Annotated in this window: 15 protein-coding genes; 8 read left to right on the forward strand and 7 right to left on the reverse strand. The window is 72.1% G+C overall.

What is annotated here, in order from left to right; all coding sequences use genetic code 11:
• Positions 1-7 precede the first annotated feature (7 nt).
• The 3 genes from AB0I15_RS15700 to AB0I15_RS15710 are packed head-to-tail and all read right to left on the reverse strand — an operon-like array spanning position 8 to position 3,911.
• On the reverse strand, positions 8-2,095 hold the full coding sequence (locus AB0I15_RS15700; RefSeq protein WP_358095176.1) for an iron ABC transporter permease: 2,088 nt from the start codon (positions 2,093-2,095) through the stop codon (positions 8-10).
• Positions 2,092-3,075, reverse strand: a complete 984-nt coding sequence (locus AB0I15_RS15705; RefSeq protein WP_358095178.1) for an iron-siderophore ABC transporter substrate-binding protein — start codon at positions 3,073-3,075, stop codon at positions 2,092-2,094. Before AB0I15_RS15705 ends, AB0I15_RS15700 begins: the two co-directional genes overlap by 4 nt.
• Positions 3,076-3,086: 11 nt before the next feature.
• Positions 3,087-3,911, reverse strand: a complete 825-nt coding sequence (locus AB0I15_RS15710) for an ABC transporter ATP-binding protein (RefSeq protein ID WP_358095180.1) — start codon at positions 3,909-3,911, stop codon at positions 3,087-3,089.
• A gap of 147 nt (positions 3,912-4,058) precedes the next feature.
• On the opposite strand from AB0I15_RS15710, the gene AB0I15_RS15715 reads away from it, so the two are divergent.
• On the forward strand, positions 4,059-5,360 hold the full coding sequence (locus tag AB0I15_RS15715; protein WP_358095182.1) for a hypothetical protein: 1,302 nt from the start codon (positions 4,059-4,061) through the stop codon (positions 5,358-5,360).
• Here the strand turns inward: AB0I15_RS15715 and AB0I15_RS15720 are convergent.
• Entirely contained in the window at positions 5,357-6,163 is an 807-nt protein-coding gene (locus AB0I15_RS15720; RefSeq protein WP_358095184.1) for an MOSC N-terminal beta barrel domain-containing protein, read from the reverse strand. The genes AB0I15_RS15715 and AB0I15_RS15720 overlap by 4 nt on opposite strands.
• Before the next feature lie 453 nt (positions 6,164-6,616).
• Between AB0I15_RS15720 and AB0I15_RS15725 the strand changes: the two genes are divergently transcribed.
• A complete protein-coding gene (locus AB0I15_RS15725) occupies positions 6,617-7,060 on the forward strand; it encodes a hypothetical protein (RefSeq protein ID WP_358095186.1) in 444 nt (147 codons plus the stop codon).
• Between the two features lie 57 nt (positions 7,061-7,117).
• Here the strand turns inward: AB0I15_RS15725 and AB0I15_RS15730 are convergent, their stop codons facing one another.
• Positions 7,118-8,290, reverse strand: coding sequence for a hypothetical protein (locus AB0I15_RS15730; RefSeq protein ID WP_358095188.1), 1,173 nt, complete (start codon positions 8,288-8,290; stop codon positions 7,118-7,120).
• A 351-nt stretch (positions 8,291-8,641) separates the two neighbouring features.
• Here AB0I15_RS15730 and AB0I15_RS15735 point away from each other — a divergent pair, with 351 nt between their 5' ends.
• Both AB0I15_RS15735 and AB0I15_RS15740 read left to right on the forward strand, forming a co-directional pair.
• A complete protein-coding gene (locus AB0I15_RS15735; RefSeq protein ID WP_358095189.1) occupies positions 8,642-9,268 on the forward strand; it encodes a hypothetical protein in 627 nt (208 codons plus the stop codon).
• Between the two features lie 271 nt (positions 9,269-9,539).
• The gene (locus AB0I15_RS15740; RefSeq protein WP_358095191.1) at positions 9,540-11,660 is read left to right on the forward strand and encodes a prolyl oligopeptidase family serine peptidase; all 2,121 of its coding nucleotides are present in this window, start codon (positions 9,540-9,542) and stop codon (positions 11,658-11,660) included.
• A 32-nt stretch (positions 11,661-11,692) separates the two neighbouring features.
• Here AB0I15_RS15740 and AB0I15_RS15745 read toward each other — a convergent pair whose 3' ends face one another.
• A complete protein-coding gene (locus AB0I15_RS15745) occupies positions 11,693-14,476 on the reverse strand; it encodes a BTAD domain-containing putative transcriptional regulator (protein ID WP_358095192.1) in 2,784 nt (927 codons plus the stop codon).
• 203 nt (positions 14,477-14,679) lie between these two features.
• On the opposite strand from AB0I15_RS15745, the gene AB0I15_RS15750 reads away from it, so the two are divergent.
• Complete coding sequence (locus tag AB0I15_RS15750; RefSeq protein ID WP_358095193.1) at positions 14,680-16,521, forward strand: peptidoglycan recognition family protein; 1,842 nt, start codon at positions 14,680-14,682, stop codon at positions 16,519-16,521.
• Between the two features lie 100 nt (positions 16,522-16,621).
• Here the strand turns inward: AB0I15_RS15750 and AB0I15_RS15755 are convergent, their stop codons facing one another.
• Entirely contained in the window at positions 16,622-18,097 is a 1,476-nt protein-coding gene (locus AB0I15_RS15755; protein WP_358095195.1) for an alpha/beta fold hydrolase, read from the reverse strand.
• A 517-nt stretch (positions 18,098-18,614) separates the two neighbouring features.
• On the opposite strand from AB0I15_RS15755, the gene AB0I15_RS15760 reads away from it, so the two are divergent.
• The 3 genes from AB0I15_RS15760 (at position 18,615) to AB0I15_RS15770 (ending at position 22,946) form a co-directional block, all read left to right on the forward strand.
• Complete coding sequence (locus AB0I15_RS15760; protein ID WP_358095197.1) at positions 18,615-19,802, forward strand: MFS transporter; 1,188 nt, start codon at positions 18,615-18,617, stop codon at positions 19,800-19,802.
• Positions 19,803-20,194: 392 nt separating this feature from the next.
• The gene (locus AB0I15_RS15765; protein ID WP_358095199.1) at positions 20,195-21,472 is read left to right on the forward strand and encodes a cytochrome P450; all 1,278 of its coding nucleotides are present in this window, start codon (positions 20,195-20,197) and stop codon (positions 21,470-21,472) included.
• A 52-nt stretch (positions 21,473-21,524) separates the two neighbouring features.
• On the forward strand, positions 21,525-22,946 hold the full coding sequence (locus AB0I15_RS15770) for an aldehyde dehydrogenase family protein (protein WP_358095201.1): 1,422 nt from the start codon (positions 21,525-21,527) through the stop codon (positions 22,944-22,946).
• Positions 22,947-23,032 lie beyond the last annotated feature (86 nt).

The following is a 23,032-nucleotide window of genomic DNA, read 5'->3' on the forward strand; positions in this document are numbered from 1 at the left end:
CCCGCGCTCAGCCGCTGCGCGCGCGGGCGCGCCACAGCAGCCAGACGAAGTACGGCGTGCCGAGCAGCGCCGTCACCAGGCCCGCCGGCACCTGGGCCGGGGCGATGACGGTACGGCCCAGGGTGTCGGCGAGGCTCACCAGGAGCCCGCCGAGCAGCGCGGCCACCGGGAGCACCCGGGTGTGGTGGGCGCCGACCAGGGCGCGGGCGGCGTGCGGGGCCACCAGGCCGACGAAGCCGACGACCCCGACCGCCGACACCGCCGTGGAGGTGAGCAGCACGGCGCCGGCCAGCGCGCCCAGCCGTACCGGCTCCAGGGGGACGCCCAGGATGCGCGGGGTGTCCTCGTCCAGGGCGAGCAGGTCGAGGTCCCGGCGCAGCCAGGCCAGCAGCGGGACGACGAGCAGCAGTGCCAGCGCGACGGGGATGAGCTGGGCCGGGACGCGGCCGTACGTGGAGCCGGACAGCCAGGTCAGCGCCTTGGCGGTGTTCCAGGGGTCGGACAGCACGATGATCAGGATCGTGATGGCCGTGCACGCGGCCTGTACGGCGACGCCGATCAGCACCAGCCGGTCGGAGCTGAGCCCGCCGCGCCAGGCCAGCCCGTACACCAGGGCGAAGGCGACCAGCGCCCCCATGCCCGCGGCGGCGGACATCGTCCAGATGCCGGCCACCGGCACGAGCGTGAGCAGCGAGATCGCGCCGACCCCGGCTCCCGCGGTGACGCCCAGCACGCCCGGCTCGGCGAGCGGGTTGCGGCACACGGCCTGCACGGCCGAGCCGGCCACGGCCAGTGCGGCGCCGGCCAGCACGGCGGCGAACACACGCGGCCAGCGCTGGTCGAGCACGAAGGTCAGGGCCCGTCCGCTGCGGCCCTGGATCCAGTTGGCCACGTCACCGGTGAGCAGCCACCGGTCACCGGCGAGCATGCCCATGACCAGCGCGCCCGCGACCAGGACCGCGCAGACCGCGACCACGGCCAGGAAGGCCGCGCGCGAGCGGCTCGCGCCGGTGCGCACGGCCGGCGGCTGCCGGGTGGGGCCCGCGTCGCGGTAGCGGCGGGCCAGCCACACCATCACGACCGCGCCGAGCACCGTGGTGACCACGCCGGGCGGCACCTCCACCCCGGCCTGACCGCCCAGCACGGCCCGCAGCGCGATGTCGGAGCCCAGCACGACCAGCACCCCGGCCAGCCCCGACAGGGGCAGCATCGTCCGGTTGCGGTGCAGCCCGGGAATGGAGCGGGGCAGCAGCCGCACGATCACCGGCGCGCACAGCCCGACGAACCCGATCGGGCCCGCGATCGTGACCGCGGCGGCCGACAGCAGCACGGCGAGCATGGTGAGGTAGAGGCGCAGGCGCCGGACGTTCACGCCGAGCACCGTGGCGGTGTCGTCGCCCAGGCCGAGGATGTCCAGCCGGGGCCCGGCCAGCATCGCGACGGCCAGCGCCACCGCGATCACGGGACCGAACTGGGTGACGGCGTCCAGGTCGCTCTGCACGAGCGAGCCGCTGCCCCAGGCGAACAGGCCGGTGGTCTCCTGCTCGAACAGGATCATGAACAGGTTCGTCAGGGAGCTGAGCGCCAGGGCGGTGGCGGAGCCGGCCAGGATCAGCCGGGTCGTCCCGCTGCGCCCGCCCGCCGACAGGGCCAGCACCAGGGCGGCGGCGGCCAGCCCGCCGATGAGGGCGAGCCCGCCCGACACCGGCAGCGGCAACGTCAGCCCGAGCGCGGCCGCCAGGGCGATCGCGAGGTAGGCGCCCGCGCTGACGGCCAGCGTGTCCGGCGAGGCCATCGCGTTGCGGGCGATCGTCTGCAGCAGCGAGCCCGCCACTCCCAGCGCGACGCCGACGCAGACGCCGGCCAGCAGCCGGGGCAGCCGGGAGGCCAGCAGGACGCGGGCGGCCTCGTCGCTGCCGCCGAACGGCAGGGCCAGCAGGTCGAACGCGCCGATCGACGAGGTGCCCTGCGTCACGTGCACGGCGGCCACCAGGACGGTGGCGGCCAGCGCGAGGAGGAAGACCCCGGCGGTGCCAATCCGCCGCAGCGGCGTGTCGGGCGGCGCGTCCGCCGGGGTCAGGACGTCTGTGCTCAAGCCGTGTACGCCTTCACCAGCGCCTCGGCGTACTGCTGGCAGGAGAGCGGGCCGCCGAAGGTCCAGATGCCGTTGGGCAGCTTGGTGACCTGCTGCTTCTCCACGAACGGCAGCGACTTCCAGATGGCGTTGCCCGCGAGCCCGTCGGCGAACACGTCGTCCTCCGGGGCGTTGTAGAACAGGCGGATGTCGGGGTCCTTGAGCCCGGTCAGGCCCTCGACGTCGGTGGTGCCCAGGCCCCACGCCTTGTCGACCTTGCCCGTCCAGGCGTTCTTCAGCCCGACCAGCTCGGCGACGTCGGAGACCAGCGCGCCCTTGCCGAACAGGCGGATGGAGATCGTGCTGCCCTGCTTCCATCCGTCGGCCATGACGAACGGCTTGCCCGCGGCGCCCGCGGCGGCGATCTTCTGCTTGCTGTCGGCCATGGCCGCGTCGAACGCGGTCAGCAGCTTGGCGGCCGCGTCGGTCTTGCCGACCGCCGTGGCGATCAGGTTGAGGTCCTCGCGCATGCGGTCGAGGTTGCGGGTCGCGTCGCTGCCCGTGAACACCAGCACCGGCACGAACTTCTCCAGTTGCGCGACCAGCGGGGCGTCCCGCTCGGCCTCCATGAGGACCAGGTCCGGCTGGAGGGCGCTGATGGAGTCGACGCTGGGCTCCTGCCGGGTGCCGACGTCCTTGACCGAGGGGTCGAGCTTGGCGGCGGAGACCCAGGTGGTGTAGCCCTTGACGTCGGCCGCGCCCACCGGCATGACGCCGAGGCTCGTCAGCATCTCGGTCTCGCCCCACTCGAGGCTGACGACCCGGGTGGCCGGCCGGTCGAGCTTGACCTCCTTGCCCCGGCCGTCGGTCACGGTCACGGGGGCGGCGGTGGCCGAGGCGGTGCCGGCGCCGGTGGGTGCCTGCTCGGGTACGGGTGCCTCGGTCGTGCCGCACGCGGCGAGGACGACGATGGCGGCGATGGCCGTCAGGGCACTGCGCATGCTGGTTCCTGTCATGTCGTTGCGACGCTTGTCTTGCTCGTGTTGTGCCGGCCGATCGGCCGGGTGGTCACCGTTCCCGTGGCGGGGTCGGTGCTGACCTCGATGCGGAGGCCGTACGTGTCGCTGAGCAGCTCTTCGGTGAGGACCTCCGCGGGTGTGCCGTCCGCGCGGACCCGGCCCTGGTGCAGCAGGACGACGTGGTCGGCGATCTCGGCGGCCTGGTTGAGGTCGTGCAGGACGACGCCGATCGCCACACCGTGCTCGTCGGCCAGATCGCGGACGAGCTCCAGCAACTCCACCTGGTAGCGCAGGTCGAGGAACGTGGTGGGCTCGTCCAGCAGCAGGACGCCGGTGTCCTGGGCCAGGCAGGTGGCCAGCCAGACGCGCTGCAACTCGCCTCCGGACAGCTCGTCCACGGGCCGCTCGGCCATGGAGGTCACGCCGGTCAGCTCCATCGCCCTGGCGACGGCGGTGGCGCCCTCGGGGTCGGTGGCCTGCCAGCGCCGCCTGTACGGGTGGCGGCCGTACCCGACGACGTCGCGGACCTGTACGCCGCCGGGTGTGGGGCGGCTCTGCGCCAGCAGGCTGACCCGCCTGGCGAAGTCGCGCGCCGACAGCCCCAGCGCGTCGGTGCCGTCACCCAGTGTCACGGCGCCGCCGTCGGGTCGGTGCAGCCTGGCCAGGGCGCGCAGCAGCGTGGACTTGCCACTGCCGTTGGGGCCCACCAGGGCGGTCACGTGGCCCGGGCGCAAGGTGATGCGACCGTCCTCGACCACGGTGGTGCCGTGGTAGCTGAGGTATAGCTCCGCGCCGCGGAGAGAGATCTCCTCGGTCATGAAGCTAAGGTTAGGCTACCCTTGCCAATTGCACCACGGGGGGTCGGTCTGGACGATAAATCCCCTCTTGTCCTCATACGAGATCGCGGAGACACTGCGAGCGGAGCCCCTGCTGGACGATGGGGACGGACGGGATGGGGAGGCGCCGTGAGATGGCGTGCCGTGATCGTCGCGCTACTGATGGCCCTCACCGTGGGGGCGGCCGAGGCCCCGAAGGGCTCCTCCTATGAGATCTGGCTGGTCGACCAGTCCGACACGAACGGCCTCGCGTACGGCGGCACCATCCACGTGTACGACGGCGGCGACGTCACCGGACGCCTGTCCGCCGCCCGGCCCGCCGACGTGATCGACCTCGGCGCCGCCACCTCGTCCCTGTGCCTGGCGAGCACCGGGCGGAACCCGGTCCGGCCCCACATGATCGTCTTCAACAAGGCCGACACCCACGCGGCGCTCGCCTTCGTCGCCAGCGGTCACGTGGTGATCTTCGACGCCCTTACCCGCCGGCCGCTCGCCTGCCTGGCCACCGAGGTGGGCGCGGGCGGTGCCCGCCAGGCGCACGCCCTCTGGCCCACCGAGGACGACCGGTACCTCGTCATCGCCAACCAGAACGGCAAGAAGCTGGAGCGCGTCCGTACGGACTACGCCGCGAACACCTTCACCCAGGAGCCCGCGGCCACGCTCGACCTGGCCGGCTGCACCACCCCGAGCGGCGCCCCCTGCCAGGCGCCCGCCACGCGCCCCGACAACGCCCCGATCTGCCCGTTCATCGCCTCGGACAACGGCCCGGTCTTCATCAGCCTGCGGGGCGGCGGCCTGTTCGTCGTGGACTGGCGGGCCACGCCGATGGCGATCGTGGGGGAGTACGACGGGGCCAACGTCCCCGCGAACGGCTGCGGCTTCGTCGAGGCCAAGGGCGCCGTCTTCGGCGACGGAGGCGGCGGCACCCCCGCCAACCTCGACCAGTTCAGCGTCTTCCGGCTGCCGAGGAGCGGCTACGCGGCCACCAACCCGCCGAACACCCCCGCCGTGCAGCGGCTGTACGACGACGACTCGCCGGAGCGCGACGCCCACGGCACCGCGGTCAGTGCCAAGGACCGGTACGTCTGGGTGGGGGACCGCGACGGCAACGTGGCGGAGGTCTTCGACGGCCGCACCGGCGCGCGGGCCGGCACGGTGCCGCTGACGTCGCCGTACAGCGCGGACCCGACGGTGGACCTGTTCGCCTCGTCGCCCGACCGCGCGTGGTTGTTCGCCTCCACCCGCGGCCCGAACCCGCTCTCCGGCGACCCGCACTCCTCGCACGGCCACGACCCGGGCCTGCTGGTCGTCCGCATGACGGCCGACGGCCGCACCGGCCAGGTCCGCGGCCTGATCCCCATCACCAACGTCGACGCGACGGGCACCGAACGCGCCGACGCCCACGGCATCCGGATCCGCCGCGTGCGCTAGGAGTCCGGGCGTCCAGACGCGCGCACCGGATCGCCGACCCTGAGCCGTCCCCGGTCGCGCGGCACCAGGCGAATGCCGAACCAGGTCCTGCCGTCCCAGCGGCGGTGCCGGGCCAGGGTGCGGAGCGGCTCCTTGCCCTTGACCAGGGTCACCGGGTCGATGGTGGTGACCGCGCACCGGTCGCACAGCTCGGAGACGCGGAAGCGGACCTCGCCGATCGTGACCTCGCTCCAGGAGTCCTCGGCGTACGGCTCGGCGCCGTCGATCACCACGCTGGGGCGGAAGCGGGCCATGTCGAGCGGGGTGTCGCCGCCGATCTGCTCGTCCAGGAGGCGCAGCGACGCGGCTGAGGTCAGCAGCAGCGGCGCGTCCCCGGCGAAGGAGAGCACCTCGCCCGGCAGGCCGCCGTGGGACGGCTCGATGGCCCGACGGCGCGGATCGTCCAGCCAGACCAGGCGGACGGGGCGGCCCAGGAGCCGGGTGAACCAGGCGTGGGCGTCGTCGCCGGCGGCGATGGCGTGATCCAGGCCGGGGAAGCCCACCGGGACCGGGCCGCCGGTGGCCGGGGGGACCTTCAGGTCGGGCAGGCCGGCGGCGGCCAGGAGGAGGCCGTCGTCGTCGGTGTTCTGGGCGTGCACGGAGGCCAGGCGGGGATGCTCGGCGAGCCAGAGATCGCCGCCCGCCTCGTCGACGACCGCCCACCGCCGATCCCCGGCCAGGCCCCAGGGCTCCACGGTGGCGTCGGGCAGGGGGCACCCGGCGCTCGACTTAACGGGATAAATACGGATATCCACCAGCCGCATCTTCGGATCGTAGATCGTCAAGAAAACTCCCACAATGCGCCGCAACTTTGCGCCGCCCTCTTCGGAGGGCCCGCCACGAGCGGGGCCGATCCCGGCGAAAGGGTCTTTCGGCTGCGCCCGTGTTCACCGGGTCCTTCCATGGGCCGGACGGTGAGCAGGCCCCGGCCATTCCCGTGCCCCCGATGGGCGCCGAAAGTTTCGGTCGTGAAACTTTCATGACACGGCCGTGGAAGGCCCAGGTGCGAGCCGCCGCCATCATCGCCAGTGGCGAAAAGAAGCCACTCTTATCAGCCCGGCGATCCACCCCATTAACGCCCGCCCGATTCCTGTCGGGACGAATCGTCCAGTGGACGGATTAATCTTCAACCAATAGCCTCCGAGCACCTGGCGACACCGAGCCGAAAGGGGCAAGAATTGTTATCAACCATCCTGCGGAACCGCACCACAAGGCTTGTGACCATCGTTCTCGCGCTACTGGCCACGATCGCCCTGCCGGCCCCGGCGGCCCAGGCCACCGCCCGAAGCGCCCCGGTCACGATTTTCCTGGAAGTACGCGGGGACAACAACCAGAAGCTGTCCGGCATGTACGGCTGGATCGAGTTCAACGACAGCAACACGTACACGTACCAGTTCTACCTGTGCCGCGAGTCGAGCTACAGTGCCGCCGGCGGGTATGTGTGGATCAACGACCGGACGACCCAGCGCGCTTCGTACAGCTTGAATTACGGGAACACGGATATCTCCCAGTGCAGGTACCCGGCGCAGCTCTACGGTCAGACGGATTACGTCGGAAGCACGGTCAGGAACGTGCGGTTCGAGGTGGAGGGCGTCAATTTCAACGGCCAGACCGCCACCTGGAAAAAGGATTGGTTCACCTATGACAATCCCTTCAACTGAGCCGATCGGCTAGGGCGCTCCTCCCCGTCGCGGGAGGAGCACCACCGGCGAGAAGGATCACAGCGGCCCGGGGGGCGGGTCTTCCGCCTGACGGACGATGGTCTCGGTGCCGTCGTCCCAGCGCCACGGCACGTGCCGCCCGAGCAGGTGCACCCCGCCGATCCACCGGTCGATGCCGTTGAGCCGCACGTGGTCCGCCGCGCCGGCGAGCACTCGCGTCCCGGCCTCGGTCAGGCGCAGGCCGGTGCCGTGGTCGGCCGGGCGGTCCGCCGGATCGGCGTGAAGGAGCGGGACGGGGACGTGCGTCATCCGGTCCGTCATCGCGAACGCCCAGGTGTCGCCCAGGTAGGGGCGCGTCTCCCGCGACGCGGCGCGGACGAACGCCGTCCCGGCGTCGGCCGCCCCGTCGGCGACGGCGGCCAGGATCCGCCGTTCGGTCAGCGACAACCCGTCGCGCGCCGCCGGGTACTCCCGGCTGAGCCGGTCGAACGCCTCGCCCAGGAAGCGCAGCTCGGCCAGGCGGCTGCCGGCGATCGCGCGCAGCCCCTCCGGGGTCGGCGCCCGGAAGGCGGCCCAGGCCTGGGTGGCGAGCTGGAGCGCGGCGGGGGTCAGCCGGGCGCACGCGTTCGTGGCGGGCAGTTCGCGTAGCTGGGCGGGGGTCAACTCGCCGAGACCGCCGAAGCGGGCGATGCCGGGGTGCTCGCCGATGCAGATCAGGGTGATGCGCTCCGCCGGCACGCCGAGGCCGGCCAGGCGGTCGAGGATCTGGATGATCTGCAACTGGTCGTACAGATCCGCCTCGAACCACAGGACGTACTCGCCGTCGCGGTTGGCCTCCAGGGTCCGGTCCCGTTCGGCGAACATGGCCGCGCCCTCGGCGCGGTCGTCCGCGCCCGCCCCGGACAGGAAGGCGGCCCTGATCCGGCGGAGCTCCTCGAGACCCACCGCGGGCACCGGTCCCTCGTGCAGGACGTCGCGCCAGTACACCAGGCGTGGCGTGAGCCCGGTTCCGGGCAGGTCGGTGGCGTCGCCGTTGCTCACGTGCAGGGCCGCCGCCATCGCCTCGTCGTCGAGTCCGGCGGCCGTCGTGCCGGTCGTGCCGGTCGTGCCGGTCACGTCCGTCGGGTCCGGCCGTTCGGCCAGGAGGTGGCTGCGGGCGGTCGCGTACGACTCGCCGGTCTTGGCCATGCGGGCGCGCACGCGTCGCTTGAAGTCGGCCTTCTTGGTCATCGTCATCTCCCGTGGCCCGCTCGCGGATCCCCCAGCGACCGGTGCGGCGGACGCACGATCGACAACGAAGCCCCGGCCGGGAGGTGGACCTCCCTTTGCCTCCTGAGGTGACCCGGCTGGGGCGGGTCGCCGGAGGTTGGGCGCGGACGGACGCCGTCTTCAGGGTACCCGGCAGGCCGGCGAACGCCAGGTGGATGATCCTCATCGGGCGGCGCCGTGACGCCCCGCAGGAGTGAGCGGCCGGCGCGGTCAAGGCCATCGGCGGGGTTCCGGGAAATCCGGCGGCGGCCGACGGACGTATCGAGGGAATGGAGGCCCGGCGCGAGAACCGACGTCAGAGACGGAGCAGCGATGAGCGTGGAGGACCGCTTCGGCCAAGGGCTTGAAGAGGAACGCAGGAACCGGGTGTTCGGCACCTTCAGCGAGACCGTGACCGACCCGGTCTCGGACTGGGCGACCGACTTCTCCCACGTCGACCCCGAATGGGCCGCCGATCCGTACCCCATCCAGGACGAGCTGCGGCGGCGCTGCCCGGTCGCGCGCACCGAGCGGTTCGGGGGCGTCTGGTTGCCGACGCGGTACGAGGACGTCGCGGCGATCGCGTACGACACCGAGCGCTTCTCGTCCCGGGCGATCATCATCAGCAACAACAAGCCCCCACTCGACCTGGCCCCGGCGGGCGACGCCCCGCCGATCACCTCTGATCCGCCGTTCCACCATGACGCCCGCAGGCTGCTGTTGCCGGCGTTCACCAAGTCGGCGGTGGCCGAGCAGGAGGCGGCGACGCGGGCGTACTGTCACGAGCTGATCGACCCTCTGGAGGGGCAGGAGGTCGTGGACGCGGCCCGCGACTACGCCCAGCACATCCCGATGCGGGTGATCGGTGACATGCTCGGCTTCCCGCCGGAGGACGGCGCGCAGTTCCGGGAGTTCGTCGAGAACGTCCTGGAGAGCGTCGACCGGAGCGACCTCTTCTAGGCATCCCCCATCAACCATGTGTATTTGCATAATCACTCACGGTGAGGGAAGGAGATGAGAAACCCTATCGACAGGAGATGTCATGAGCGAGCTTCCCACCCATCTCGGCCTTCCCCTCATCCTGGCCGACGAGGCCGTGACCCTGGAGGACTGGCGCGTCGAACTGGCCGAAGGCGATCTGGACTGACCGGCCGCGCCGCCCAAGAGCCGCACACGAGGCTCCCGGATCTTCTTCGGGAGCCTCGTCCTGTCCGAGGAAGGACGGCCACCCATGTCCGGCGCGCCGGCGTCATCTCCCCCCGGCCACCCCTCGCCCCGCAGGGCCGCCGTGATCGAAAAACTCCACGGCCGCACCGTGGCCGACCCCTACCGGTGGCTGGAGGACGGTGACGGCCCCGAGTGCGCGGCCTGGCTGCGGGAGCAGGCCCACCTGTTCGCCGAGAGCGCCGCGGCCTGGCCGGGCCGCGCCTCCTGGCAGCGGCTTCTCGAGGACGCCTTCGGGGGAGAGGCGAGCATGCCACCGGTGTGGCGTGGCGGGCGCCGGTTCTTCCTGCGGCACTCACCCGGCCGGCCGCTGCCCGCACTGATGGTCGCCGAGCCCGGCCGGCCCGCGCAGGTCCTGCTGGACCCGCTGGACGCGGACCCCAGCGGCGCGACGACACTGGATTCCTGGCGGCCCTCGCCCAGCGGCGACCTCGTGGCCTGCCAGAGCTCCTACCAGGGCGATGAACGCCCACGGCTGCGGGTCCTGCGGGTGGCCGGCCGTACCGTCGTGGACGGGCCGCTGGACCCGGGACGCAAGACGGCGGTCGCCTGGCTGGCGGACGACAGCGGCTTCTTCTACATCGGCACCTCCCAAGGCCGGACGGGCCGGCAGTTGCGGCTGCACCGCGTCGGCGCCGACCCCCGCCACGACCCCGTGCTGTTCACGACCGAGCTGCCGCAACTGACGGTGGCCACCAGCCCGGACGGAGCCCACCTGGCGCTGTCGGCCTCGCCCGGGGCGACCAGCGGCAACCGCCTCTGGCTGGCCCGGGTGCCGCGCCATCCCGGCGAGCGGCCGCGGCCCGTCCCCGTCTTCGACGGCACCGCGGACAACACCCGCGCGGCGCTGAAGTTCGCCCCCGGCGGCCGGATCTACGCCATCACCGACGCCGACGCCCCCTTCGGCCACGTGTGCGCGGTCCACGCGGCCGACCCGCACGCGAAGGGCTGGCGCACGGTGATCGGCCAGCGGCCCGGCAGCGTGCTGGCCGCCTGCGTGACGCTCACCGACCCCGCCACCGGCGAGCCGTACCTGCTCACCACCCACAACCGCCACGGCCTGAGCCGGCTGCGGCTGCACACCGCCGACGGAGTCCTCCTCGCCCAGGTGGCCGCCCCAGGAGACGGGCACATCTCCCGGCTCACCGCGCCTCCCGCGGGCGGGCCCAGCGCCTGGTTCACCTACACCGACTTCGTCACCCCGCCCACCGTGCACCGCTTCGACCTGACCGAACGGCGCTGCGTCCCCGATCCCGGCCCACCCGCCCGGACACCCCGCGCCCGGCACGCTCCGGGGTCCGTGGCGGGCTCGAGGGCGAGCCGACCGGCCGCCGGGCCGGTGGTCGAACAGATCACCTACGCCTCCCAGGACGGCACCCCGGTGCGCCTGCATCTGATCGCCCCGCCCGGCCGTACCGGGCCGTGCCCGGTCCTGCTCACCGCCTACGGGGGGTTCGGCGCCTGCATGCCGCCCGCGTACTCACCGGCCATCGCCGCCTGGGTGAAGGCCGGCGGCGCCTACGCGATCGCGAGCGTACGCGGTGGCGGCGACGAGGGAACCGGCTGGCACGCGGCCGGCAGCGGTGCCAACAAACCCCAGGCCATCGCCGACTTCCTGGCCGCCGCCCGCTGGCTGATCGATCACCGCCGCACCACGTCCCGGCAACTGGCGATCCGCGGCGGCTCCCACAGCGGGTTCATGGTCGCCGCCGCCCTCACCCAGGCTCCCGAGCTGTTCGCCGCCGCCGTGTGCTCCGACTCCGTCACCGACATGCTGCGCTACCAGCATTTCGGCCTCGGCCATCTGTGGACGGCGGAGTTCGGCACCGCCGACGACCCCGACCAGTTCGCCACCCTGTTCGGCTACTCGCCCTACCACCGAGTCCGGCCCGGCACTGCTTACCCGGCCATCCTGCTGACCTGCCCCCGGACCGACCCACGCGTCGACTCCCTGCACACCCGCAAGATGACCGCCGCCCTCCAGCACGCGACCTCCTCCGGCCGGCCGGTCCTGCTGCGGTGCGAGAGCGGCGTCGGCCACGGCCCACGCGCCCTCGGCCGCTGGCTCGCGCTGCAGGCCGACGTCCTCGCCTTCTGCGCCGCCCATACCGGCCTGCGCGCCGGGTGATGGACGGGCAGACGCACGCCGTCCGGCGGGACTCACAGGCGGTTCTTGATCGGGCCGGGTATGTCGGGTACAGCCTGCCCCAGGAAGTGATCCACCTCTTCCTGGGTCAGCAGCTCGACGTCGCGGAGGACGTCGAGCGATCGCCGCCACCACGTCCAGGCCTCGTCGTGCCGGCCCAGGTCGTGGTAGGTCTGGCCGAGGCCCCATGAGGAGGTGGCCTCCCCGAGGTGTTGGCAGGCCTCCCGCTGGAGCTCGATGGCCGTCCGGTAGGCGGACTCGGCCTCGTCGAGCCGGCCTGACCCGCGGTAGGCGTCCGCCAGCGTGTCGTGGGCGTTCCCTTCCCAGAACGGGTTGTCGAGCCCGGCCCAGAGGGCGACGCTGGCCTGGGCGGTCGCGATCGCGTCGGCCAGCCGGTCCAGCTTGCGGTAGATCATCGCGCGGTTGTTCAGGAAGATGGCCTGGAAGTCCGGTAGCCGGCTCGTCCTGGCGAGGGCCTGGCCCTGCTCCATGGCGTCGAGGGCCTCGTCGTACCGTCCGAGCTGGGCGTAGGCGATGCCGAGGCCGTTGTAGGCCGACATCATGCGCCGCGGCCGGTCCGCCCGCTCCCAGCAGGTGAGCGCCTGCCGCAGATGCTCGGCCGCGGTGGCCGGCCGCCCCATCTCCTGGTACCGCATGCCGAGGAGGTTGTGCTCCAGCCCCTGGGCGGCGAGGTCGCCGCACGCGACGGCGATCTCGAGGGCGCGGGTGTGGAGGTCGATCAGTTCCTGCTGCAGGGACATGCTGGCGAAGGGCGAGTAGAGGGCGCAGGCCAGGCCGATGGCGGTCTGGGGGTCGTCGTGGACGGCGGCGGCCTGGCGGGCGGCGGCGAGGAGGTTGTCGCGCTCCTCGTCCGTCCAGTGGCCGGCCTCCTGCGCGGTGGCCAGCGCGATCCCGGGACGGTCGGCGTCGTGGTCGGAAAGAGCGTGGGCCGACGTGGGATCGAGCAGGAGGCTGGCCGTCTTGGCCGTGGCCAGGTAATGGTGAAGCGTGCGGCGGACGGCGAGGCGTCCGGCTTCGGGTGGGCCTCCGGCGGCCAGTTCGCGGGCGTAGAGGCGGACGAGGTCGTGCATCCGATACCGGTCGCGGCCGGCCGATTCCAGGAGGCGGGCGTCCAGCAGGCGGTCCAGCGCCGTTTCGGCCCGGTGATCGGGCCAGTCGGTCAGTGCCGCCGTGGCGGCCGGGGTGTGGGTGGGGGTGTCGAGGAGGCCGAGCAGGGTGAACAGGTGGGCGGCGTCGCGCCCGGTGGGTTCGTCCTGAAGGTGGTGGTGGCTGACGGCGATGGCGGTGCGGACGGCCAGGTCGGCGTGTTGCAGGGCGTCCAGGCGGCCGGTGGCGTCGGCGAGCTGCCCGGCGAGGTAGGTGAGGGTCCAGTCGGGGCGGGCGGCCAGGCGGGCGGCCGCGATGCGCAGGGCGAGCGGCAGGCCGCCGCACAAGGCGATGATCCGGTCGGCGGCCTCCGGTTCGGCCTGGACGCGTTCGCGGCCGGCGACCCGGGCCAGCAGTGCGGTGGCGTCGGAGGGGCCGAGGCCGGTCAGGTGGAGGTGCTCCGCGCCGTCCAGGGAGACCAGAGGGCGGCGGCTGGTGATGATGACGGCGCAGCCGGCCCCGGCGGGAATGAGCAGGCGGACCTGGCGGGCGTCCACGGCGTTGTCGAGCAGGAGCAGCAGCCTGCGGTGCGCGGTGAGGGACCGGTAGCGGGCGGACGCCTCCTCCACGCCGGAGGGTATGGAGGCGCCGTCGAGGCCCAGCGACCGCAGCAGCCGGCCGAGCGCTTCGATCGGCGTCGCCGGCTGGAGGCCGGCGGTGGCACCGTGCAGGTCGACGTAGAGCACGCCGTCGTCGAACCGGTCGGCGACCGCGTGCGCGGCGTGCACCGCCAGGGTGGACTTGCCGATCCCGCCGGGGCCGCCGATGGCGGTGATCGCCGGTGAGCCGGGCGGGGCGTCGGTGAGCACCCTGTCCAGCCAGGCGATCTCGGCGGACCGGGCGGTGAAGGCGGGCGTGTCGGCCGGGAGCTCGGCGCAGGCCACGTGCTGAGCGGTGCCGGCGTCGGGCTCGGGGGCCAGGTCGAGCGCGGGGTCGCCGGTCAGCACCGCGCGGTGCAGCCTGCGCAGGGTGACGCCGGGCTCGATGCCCAGCTCGTTCACCATGACGCGGCGGGTCTCCTGGTACACCGTCAGCGCCTCAGCGGGCCGGGCGGCGCGGTAGAGGGCCAGCATCAACTGGGCGCGGGGGCGTTCGCGCAGGGGGTGCGCCTCGACGTGCGCGGTCAGCTCGCTCACCACGGCATGGTGGGCGCCGCTGGTCAGGCGCAGGTCGATGAAGTCTTCCAGCGTCGTGAGGCGTTCCTCTTCCAGGCGTGCCGCCTCGATCTGGGCCCACGTGTCGTTCCGGCCTGCCAGCGCGGCTCCGCGCCACAACGCCAGCGCCTGTTCGTAGAGGCCGGTCGCGGTGGTCCGTGCCCGGGTGGCGCGCGCCTGCCGGGTCAGCAGGGAGAAGTGGTGCGCGTCCACGCTTTCCGGTGGCAGGTCGAGCCGGTAGCCGCCGGGCACGGTGGCGATGACCTCGCCCGGCAGGGCCTCCCGCAGTTTGGAGACCACGATGTGGAGCTGCTTGCCCGCCGTGGCGGCCGAGCTGTCGGCCCACACGTCGGCCAGGATCCGTTCGGTGGTGACCACCTGCCCGACGTTCAGCGCCAGCCGCGCCAGCACGCCCGCCCGCCGTGCTCCCGCCAGCTTCAGCACGGCGCCGTCGGCCGTGACCTCCCACGGCCCCAAGAGCTTGATCTCAACGCCGATGGGAGTGCTCCATCCCTAGGCCTGCGAAGGTGCAAGATCTTAGCGGATGTGGTTCCAGCGACAGGGGCGCATCGACCCGCGAAAAGTCTCTTCGCATTGCCACAAGAAAGCGGAAAATCACGCCATTTCACCTCCAGTTGGGCCGGGCGTCCATGCGACGGTGCAGGTAGGAGGTGGTTGTGATGACCACGATGCCTCAAGCGTTCGCGCAGGCCGCGAAGCGGCGCGGCGTACCGGAGAGCGTCCTGCTCGCCGTGTCCTACATGGAGTCGCGCTGGGACGGCAACGGCGGCAGGCTCAGCACGGCCGCCGGCTTCGGCCCCATGCACCTGACCGACGGCGCCGTGCTGAGCGGGTCGCGGCACCACCACATCGACGGGGACGAGGACCCGCGCGGCGACGACTCCCGCCCTGAGCTGCATCCCACCGAGCCGGCGGGGCGGCACAACGGCCATCCCCCGCCCCCGCACACCCTGGAGCGTGCCGCCGAGCTGACCGGGGAGAGCCTCGAGCGCCTGCGTAAGGACGCGGCGGCCAACATCGACGGCGGCGCGGCGCTGCTCGCCGACTACCAGCAGGCCCTGGGCGCCCCGCTGAGCGCCGACCCCGCCGAGTGGTACGGCGCGGTGGCGCGCTACTCGGGCGCTTCGGCCGAGGAGATCGCGGCGGACTTCGCCGACGAGGTGTACGAGGTCATCCACGAGGGCGCCACCCGAACGACCGACACCGGTGCGGAGGTGACGCTGCCGCCCTCTCCCGACGTGCACCCGTCCCGCTCCTGGCTGACCCGGCTGAACCTGCCGCACCTGGCCGTCGCCGACGGCGTGGAGAGCCCCGACTCGATCGCCTGCGAGTGGATCCCGGCGCTCTACAGGAGACTCCCGGGGGGCAAGTACGGCAACCACGACATCGCCGACCGACCCTCCAGCCTGACGATCCAGTACATCGTCCTCCACGACACCGAGGAGCTGTACGACAAGACGCTCAGCCTCGTCCAGGACCCGACGGAGATGAGCTGGCACTACACGCTGCGCTCGCGCGACGGCCACCTCGCCCAGCACGTGCGCACCAAGGACGTGGCCTGGCACGCCGGCAACTGGTACGTCAACACCAAGGCGATCGGCCTGGAGCACGAGGGCTTCCTCGCCGCCGGCGGCACCTGGTACACCGAGGCGATGTACCGCACGTCCGCCAAGCTCGTGCGCTACCTGGCCGACAGGTTCGGCATCCCGCTGGACCGCGCGCACATCCTCGGCCACGACAACGTGCCCGGACTGACACCGGGCAAGGTGAAGGGGATGCACGAGGACCCGGGCCCGTACTGGGACTGGGCCCACTTCTTCGACCTGCTGGGCGCGCCCCTGCGCGCCGACGGCGACTCCGGCACGGCCACGGTCATGATCCTGCCCGACTACTACCGCAACCGCCCGCACTACACCGGCTGCGACAAGGACCACCCCGAAGCCGCCTGCCCACCGCACGGGTCGGCCTCCATCTGGCTGCACACCGAGCCGCGCTGGGAGTCGCCCCTCGTGAAGGACATCGGCAAGCACCCGACGGGCGAGTCCACCTACAGCGTGTACGACCACGCCGCCCGCGCCGTCACCGGCCAGCGTTACGTCGTCGCCGAGCGACAGGGCGACTGGACGGCCATCTGGTACCTGGGCCAGAAGGCGTGGTTCCACAACCCGGCTTCCGACCCGGTGGCAGTGCCCAGCCGTACGCTCTTCGCGACGCCCCGGCAGGGCCTGGAGTCGGTCCCCGTGTACGGCCGCGCCTACCCGGAGCCGGCGGCGTACCCGGCGGACGTGGAGGTGCAGCCGCCGATGCCGCTGCGGTACACGTTCTCCGCCGGGCAGTCGTACACGGTCGGCCTGACCACGACCGGCGAGTTCTACAAGGCGACGACCTTCGACGACCAGCAGCATCGCGTGGTCCGCGGTAACGAGAAGTACCACCAGATCCAGTTCGGCCACCGCGTCATGTTCGTCAAGAGCGAGGACGTCGTGCTGACCGAGGCGTGAGCGCCCGGCGCCGACGCCTCGTCTCGAACACCGTTCGCGACCGCGCCGTTGCCGGGCCGGCTCGCGCCGGCCCGGCAACGGGGGTCACGTCTCGATCTGTCTAGCCCTCGGGTTCTTCCGCCGGGCAGCGGGAGCCCGGCGCGGGCACGGTCAGCGAGATCAGGTAGTCGTCCATCGCGGCCGTGGTGCAGCCGGTCATGCCGTAGACGCCGTGGCCCCAGCCCTCGTAGGTGAGCAGCACGGCCTTGGGGCCGAGCTGGCGGGCCACGTTGGCCGACCACGCGTAAGGCGTGTCCGGGTCGTGCAGGGAGTTGCCCAGCAGCAGCGGGGCGCTACCCGTGTACCGCAGCCGGTGTTGCGGGTTGTTGACGGGGTGGCCCTGGCAGATCGGCATGTCCCCCATCGGCATCGGGTTGTAGCGCATGTCCGGAGCCAGCGCGTTGGAGCTGCGCATGACCTCCGCGTACTCCCGGTAGTTCCGCAGCCCCAGGTTGTAGTCCTCGCAGAGGACCGCGGTCGGCAGCTCGGCGTACTGCCCGCCCACGGGTCCGTTGCCGGGAGGCGGCGGCATGTCCGGCGGTACCGGCCCGCCGTCGAGGGCGAGGAGCGCCTTGGCCAGTTGCCGCCAGGCGGGGCCCTCGTTGAGCACCACGCCCAGCCAGAGGAGGTTGTGGGCGCTCAGCGGGCGGTCGGTGACGCCCGGGTAGTACAGCTCGCCGCGCTGCGCCTTGTCGCGCAGCCCCTTCCACAGCGCCCGGACGTCGCGCCCGTGCAGGACGCAGTCGGTGTCCCGCTCGCACCAGGCGACGAACTCGTCGAAGCTGTCCTGGACGGTGGCCGCCTCGGTCTCCTGGAACGCCTTGACGTCGAGGCTGTGGTCCATGTTGCTGTCCAGCACCATGGCCCGGATCCGGTTCGGGAAGAGCTCGGCGTACATCTGCTGGGCGAGCGTGCCGTACGAGACGCCGTACGAGGTGAGCTTGTCGTCGCCGAGTGCGGCACGGATGGCGTCCATGTCACGCGCGACGTTGGCCGAGTCGACGTGGTCGTACACGGGACCGGTGCGCTTGCGGCAGTCCGCGCGCAGCCTCTTGTTGTAGGCGATCCACGTGTCGTAGTCGGCCTGGCTGGTCATGACCGGGCTCGGCATCTCGTTGTACACCGACGCCGAGCAGGTCACCGCGTTGCTGCGGGCGACGCCTCGGGGGTCGTAGCCGACGATGTCGAACCGCCGCTGGACCTCCTCGCTGAAGCCGGAAGGGCGGAGCATGTTGTTCACGCCCGACCCGCCCGGTCCGCCCGGGTTGGTCAGGAGGGATCCGATCCGGGCCGCGGGGTCGGTCGCCTTGCGCCGGGCGAGGGCCAGGTCGAGGGTGGGCCCGTTCGGCTTGGACCAGTCGATCGGCACGGCCAGTGTGCCGCACTCGACGGTGTCGTCCTCCTCGCACGGTCCCCAGGTGATGCCGTGTTCTCCCACGGCCTCCGTGACGTCGCCCCCCGGGGTCGCCGCGTCGGCCGCCTCGGCCGTCGGCACGGCTAACAGCGTCGCCATCGCCACGAGAGCGGTGGCGAGCACGGATGTTCTTCTTCGCACATTGCTCCCATCGTCGATCGGCTGAGCGGGCCACTCACACGGCACGCGACCGCTCCTGACCGCGCTGCGTTCACCGGCCGCGCAGGACAGGATCAAGCCCCCGTCGAAGCGTCGATCCCCCTCGATCCGTGGAGACCCGCCTACGCGTCGGCGGCCCCTGGCGAGGACCGCTGACGCTCACCTTTTCTTGATCTTGGTATCCGAATCTAACAGGTGGCGGTCTCGCCAGTTGACATAACCCGAAAGAACCAAGTCCGGCATTTGTTTCAATGCGGCCGTGCTGACACCAGCCGGCGCCTCTGGATTGGGCGAAGATGACAGGGGACCCGCTGAAGATCGAGTGCTGTGCTTCGAGCCTTCAGGGGGCGGGCATCCGTTCCGCACCGCCGACCTCGTCCGGAGTTGACGCCACAAAACCAGTCGTCACAGGGGCGGGTTTCGGTACAAGATCGGGACCATGGACCTTCCCGTACATCCTCCCGCCGGCTAGCGCACCGGCATGAGCGCTGCCCGTGACCGCACCGTGGGCGTGCTGCTGACCTCGCAGGCGTTTCGCGGTCTCGGGTACGGCGTGGCCGCCGTCCAGCTCGGCGCTCTCATGGGCGGCGACGGGCTGTCGGCCACCGAGGTCGGTCTGGTGCTGGCGGCCATTCTGGCCGGCAGCTTTCTCACCAGTCTGGTCCTGGCTCGGTGGGGCGACCGCCTCGGCCGCCGCCGCGCCTACGCGGGCCTGTACGCCGCCCTGCTCCTGTGCGGCCTGGTCATCGCCACCGGCCTGCCCTGGTGGCTGCTGGCCGTGGCCGCCCTCAGCGGAGCGATGTCGGTCGAGGTCATCGAGTCCGGGCCGTTCACCACGCTGGAACAGGTCATGCTGGCCGGCACCGGCCGTCCCCAGAAGCAGGTCGTGCGGGGATTCGGCTTCTACAACGCGATCGCCGCCGTTGCCGGGACGCTCGGCGCGCTCCTGGGGAGCCTGCCCGCCGATAGGAGACTGCTCGGCGGCATCCTGGCCGGCACGGCCGCCGCCGGAATGCTGCTCACCCTCCGGCTGCCCGCGACCGTCGAAGCTCCGGCGCCCGCGCTACCGCAGTCGCGCATGATGGCCCGCTCCCGTGGCCCGGTGGCCCGCCTGGCGGGCCTGTTCGCCACCGACAGCCTCGCCGGCGGGTTCGTCATTCAGGCCTATGTCGGCTACTGGCTCGCGGTCCGCTTCGGGGCCACCACCCACACGATCGGGATCACCTTCGCCGTGGCCGGGATCCTCCAGACCGCCTCGCTGCTGGCCGCGCCGCGGGTGGCCGACCGGATCGGGCTGCTGCCCACGATGGTCTTCACCCACCTGCCCGCCAACGTCATGCTGGCCGCGGTGCCGTTTTCGCCCTCCCTCCCGCTGGCGATCGCCCTCCTGCTCGGGCGTGCCTGCCTGTCGTCGATGGACGTGCCCGTGCGGCAGGCGTACGTCATGGCGATGGTCCCGCCCGAGGAACGCACCGCCGCCGCCGCGATCACCAACACCGCCCGCTACCTCACCAGGCCCCTGGGACCGGCGCTGGCGGGTGCGCTGACATCGGTCAGCCTGGCCGCGCCGTTCCTGTTCGCCGGGATCGCGAAGATCGGCTACGACCTCGCCCTGTGGCGGCTCTTCCGCCGCATCCCGCTGCCCACCGATGATCAAGACTCACGGTAGCCGTCCATCCCTCCCAACCCGACCCGGTCCGGAACACTCGGTGGTACCGCCCACCGTCTCGACGCCGGCGGATCAGCGGTAGGCGCCGGAGTATGGCAGCACCGAGGACGGGCCGGCGAAGGTGTCGTGGGCTGATCACGATGGTGGTGATGCGGCTGGCGAGTGCCAGGGCCGCCGGGATGGGGTTGTCGATGGAGTCGTCGGCGTGGCGAGCGATCTCTGGCCGAACTCGGCGCAGGTGACGATGAAGGAAGCCGGCCCTTCCCCTGAGTCAAGACAACGAGGGTGCCTCTTGACGGGTGCAAATGAATGCTTTTTTAATTCTTCCAAGCGGCATGCCGCGACGAGCCGGACCCACAACGTGTGAACGACCCCAGGGATGGAGTTGCACGATGACCGTGGACGACCGCTTCGGGCAAGGCATCGAGGAAGCGCGCAAGAACCGTCCAACCGGCACCATCAGCGAGATCGTCACCGACCCGGTCTCGGACTGGGCGACCGACTTCTCCCACGTCGACCCCGAATGGGCCGCCGATCCGTACCCCATCCAGGACGAGCTCCGGCAGCGTTGCCCGATCGCGCGCACCGAGCGGTTCGGCGGTGTCTGGTTGCCGACCCGCTACGAGGACGTCGCGGCGATCGCGTACGACACCGAGCGGTTCTCCTCGCGGTCGGTCATCGTCTCCAACGTCAAGCCGTCGATCGATCTGGCCCCGGTGGGCGGCGCCCCGCCCATCTCCTCCGATCCGCCGTTCCACCATGACGCCCGCAGGCTGCTGTTGCCGGCGTTCACCAAGTCGGCGGTGGCCCGGCAGGAGGCGGCGACGCGGGCGTACTGTCACGAGCTGATCGACGCTCTGGAGGGGCAGGAGGTCGTGGACGCGGCCCGTGACTACGCCCAGCACATCCCGATGCGGGTGATCGGTGACATGCTCGGCTTCCCGCCGGAGGATGGCGCGCGGTTCCGGGAGTTCGTCGAGAACGTCCTGGAGAGCGTCGACCGGCCGCCCGAGGAGCGCTTCGAGCACTTCAACGAGCTGTCCGGCTACCTGGTCGCGCAGATCAACGACCATCTCGCCGACCCGCGCGACGACCTGACGACCTACCTCGTCAACGCCGAGCTCCACGGGCGCAAGCTCGACCCCGTCCACGTGGTGGGGACGATGATGCTGCTGCTCATCGCGGGCATCGACACGACGTGGAGCGCGATCGGCGCGTCGCTGTGGCACCTGGCCAGGACGCCGGCCGACCGGGAGCGGCTGGTGGCCGAGCCGGGGCTGCTGCCGACCGCGATGGAGGAGTTCCTGCGGGCCTACGCGCCGGTCACGATGGCGCGGCTGGTCAGGGAGGACATGAGCTGGAACGGCGTCGACATGAAGGCCGACGACTGGATCCTGCTCTCCTTCCCGGCCGCCAACCGCGACCCGGCCCAGTTCGACCGGGCCGGCGAGGTGGTGATCGACCGTGAGGTGAACCGGCACGCCGCGTTCGGGCTGGGCATCCACCGGTGCGTGGGCTCGCATCTGGCGCGGATGGAGCTGCGGGTCGCGCTCGAGGTGTGGCTGGAGCGCATTCCGGAGTTCTCCCTCGATGAGCCGGAGGCGGTGACCTGGGCGGCCAGCCAGGTACGCGGCCCCCGCGCCCTTCCCCTGCGCATCGGTGGATCATGAATCGGTCTAGAATCATAATCTAGAATCGGTTTCTCATCATTGGGGTGGGCGCATGCCGTACCGGATCTATGTCGACGGTGAGTGGATGGCGGCGAGCGGGGGCGAGGCGATCCCCGTGGTCAATCCGGCCACCGAGGAGATCATCGCCGAGGTGCCGCGCGGCGGCGCCAAAGACGTGGTCAGGGCCGTCGAGGCGGCCGCCGCCGCGCTGCCCGCCTGGGCCGCCAGGCCCGCCGCCGAACGCGCCGCGTTGTGCGCGGCCGTGGCGGGCGCGCTGAAGGAGCGGTCCGAGGACCTCGCCGACACGATCGTGAACGAGCTGGGCATGCCGCTCCCACTGACCAGGCTCATCCAGGTGGGCGCGCCGATCCGGACCTTCGCCTCGATGCCCGACGTGGCGGCCGGGATCGGGTTCGAGGAGCGGATCGGGGACTCGGTGGTGTACCGGGATCCGATCGGCGTCGTCGGCGCGATCACCCCGTGGAACTACCCGCTGCACCAGATCGCCGCCAAGCTCGCCCCCGCCCTGACCGCCGGGTGCACGGTGGTGCTCAAGCCCAGCGAGGTCACGCCGCTCAACGCGTTCGCGCTGGCCGAGGTGATGCACGAGGCCGGGTTCCCGCCGGGCGTGGTCAACCTGGTCTCCGGTACGGGCCCCGAGGCGGGGGAGGCGCTGGCCGCGCACCCGCTGGTCGACATGGTCTCGTTCACCGGCTCCACCCGCGCCGGCCGGCGGGTCGCGGAGCTGGCCGCGGCCGGTGTGAAGCGCACCGCGCTCGAACTGGGCGGCAAGTCGCCGAACGTGCTGCTCGACGACCTCGACGACGCCGGGTTCGAGGACGCCGTGCGCAAGGGCGTGGGCGCGTGCTACCTGAACTCCGGCCAGACCTGCTCGGCGCTGACGCGGCTGCTGGTCCCGCGCGAGCGGCTGCCGGACGCCGAGCGGATCGCGGCGGAGGAGGCGCTGACGTACACGCCCGGCGATCCGCGGGACGCGGGCACCCGGCTCGGACCGCTGGTGTCGGCGGCGCAGCGGGAGCGGGTGCGCGAGATGCTGCGCGCGGCGGACGAGGACGGCGCGACGACCCTCACCGGGGGCCCCGAGCAGCCGGAAGGGCTCGACCGCGGCTTCTACGTACGGCCCACCGTGCTGACCGGCGTCAGCCCGGAGTCCCGGATCGCCCAGGAGGAGATCTTCGGGCCGGTCCTGGTCATCCTGCCCTACGACGTCGAGGACGAGGCGGTCCGCATCGCCAACGGCACCGCGTACGGGCTGGCGGCCGGCGTACGCGCCGCGGACCCCGAGCGCGCCCGCCGCGTGGCCAGGCGGATCAGAGCGGGCCAGATCCGCGTCAACGACGGCGCGCACAACGGCCTGGCCCCCTTCGGCGGCTTCAAGCAGTCCGGGTACGGCCGCGAGTACGGCCGCTTCGGCCTGGAGGAGTTCCTCACCACCACCTCCGTGCAGCTCTGAACCCCGGGACCGCGACGTGGCCGGCCGGCAAGCTACGAACACCGCCGCGCGCCGCCCGCATCCGCCCCTCCGGCCGCGCGATCATC

The sequence above is a fragment of the Nonomuraea sp. NPDC050643 genome (genome assembly GCF_040654715.1).
In the GTDB taxonomy this organism is placed as follows: Bacteria; Actinomycetota; Actinomycetes; order Streptosporangiales; family Streptosporangiaceae; genus Nonomuraea.

What these genes read in the sequence shown, in the direction of transcription:
- AB0I15_RS15705 (WP_358095178.1), bottom strand. Translation starts at nt 3,075, where the DNA reads ATGCGCAGTGCCCTGACGGCCATCGCCGCCATCGTCGTCCTCGCCGCG.
- AB0I15_RS15710 (WP_358095180.1), bottom strand. Translation starts at nt 3,911, where the DNA reads ATGACCGAGGAGATCTCTCTCCGCGGCGCGGAGCTATACCTCAGCTAC.
- AB0I15_RS15720 (WP_358095184.1), bottom strand. Translation starts at nt 6,163, where the DNA reads ATGCGGCTGGTGGATATCCGTATTTATCCCGTTAAGTCGAGCGCCGGG.
- AB0I15_RS15730 (WP_358095188.1), bottom strand. Translation starts at nt 8,290, where the DNA reads ATGACCAAGAAGGCCGACTTCAAGCGACGCGTGCGCGCCCGCATGGCC.
- AB0I15_RS15735 (WP_358095189.1), top strand. Translation starts at nt 8,642, where the DNA reads ATGAGCGTGGAGGACCGCTTCGGCCAAGGGCTTGAAGAGGAACGCAGG.
- AB0I15_RS15740 (WP_358095191.1), top strand. Translation starts at nt 9,540, where the DNA reads ATGTCCGGCGCGCCGGCGTCATCTCCCCCCGGCCACCCCTCGCCCCGC.
- AB0I15_RS15750 (WP_358095193.1), top strand. Translation starts at nt 14,680, where the DNA reads ATGACCACGATGCCTCAAGCGTTCGCGCAGGCCGCGAAGCGGCGCGGC.
- AB0I15_RS15760 (WP_358095197.1), top strand. Translation starts at nt 18,615, where the DNA reads ATGAGCGCTGCCCGTGACCGCACCGTGGGCGTGCTGCTGACCTCGCAG.
- AB0I15_RS15765 (WP_358095199.1), top strand. Translation starts at nt 20,195, where the DNA reads ATGACCGTGGACGACCGCTTCGGGCAAGGCATCGAGGAAGCGCGCAAG.
- AB0I15_RS15770 (WP_358095201.1), top strand. Translation starts at nt 21,525, where the DNA reads ATGCCGTACCGGATCTATGTCGACGGTGAGTGGATGGCGGCGAGCGGG.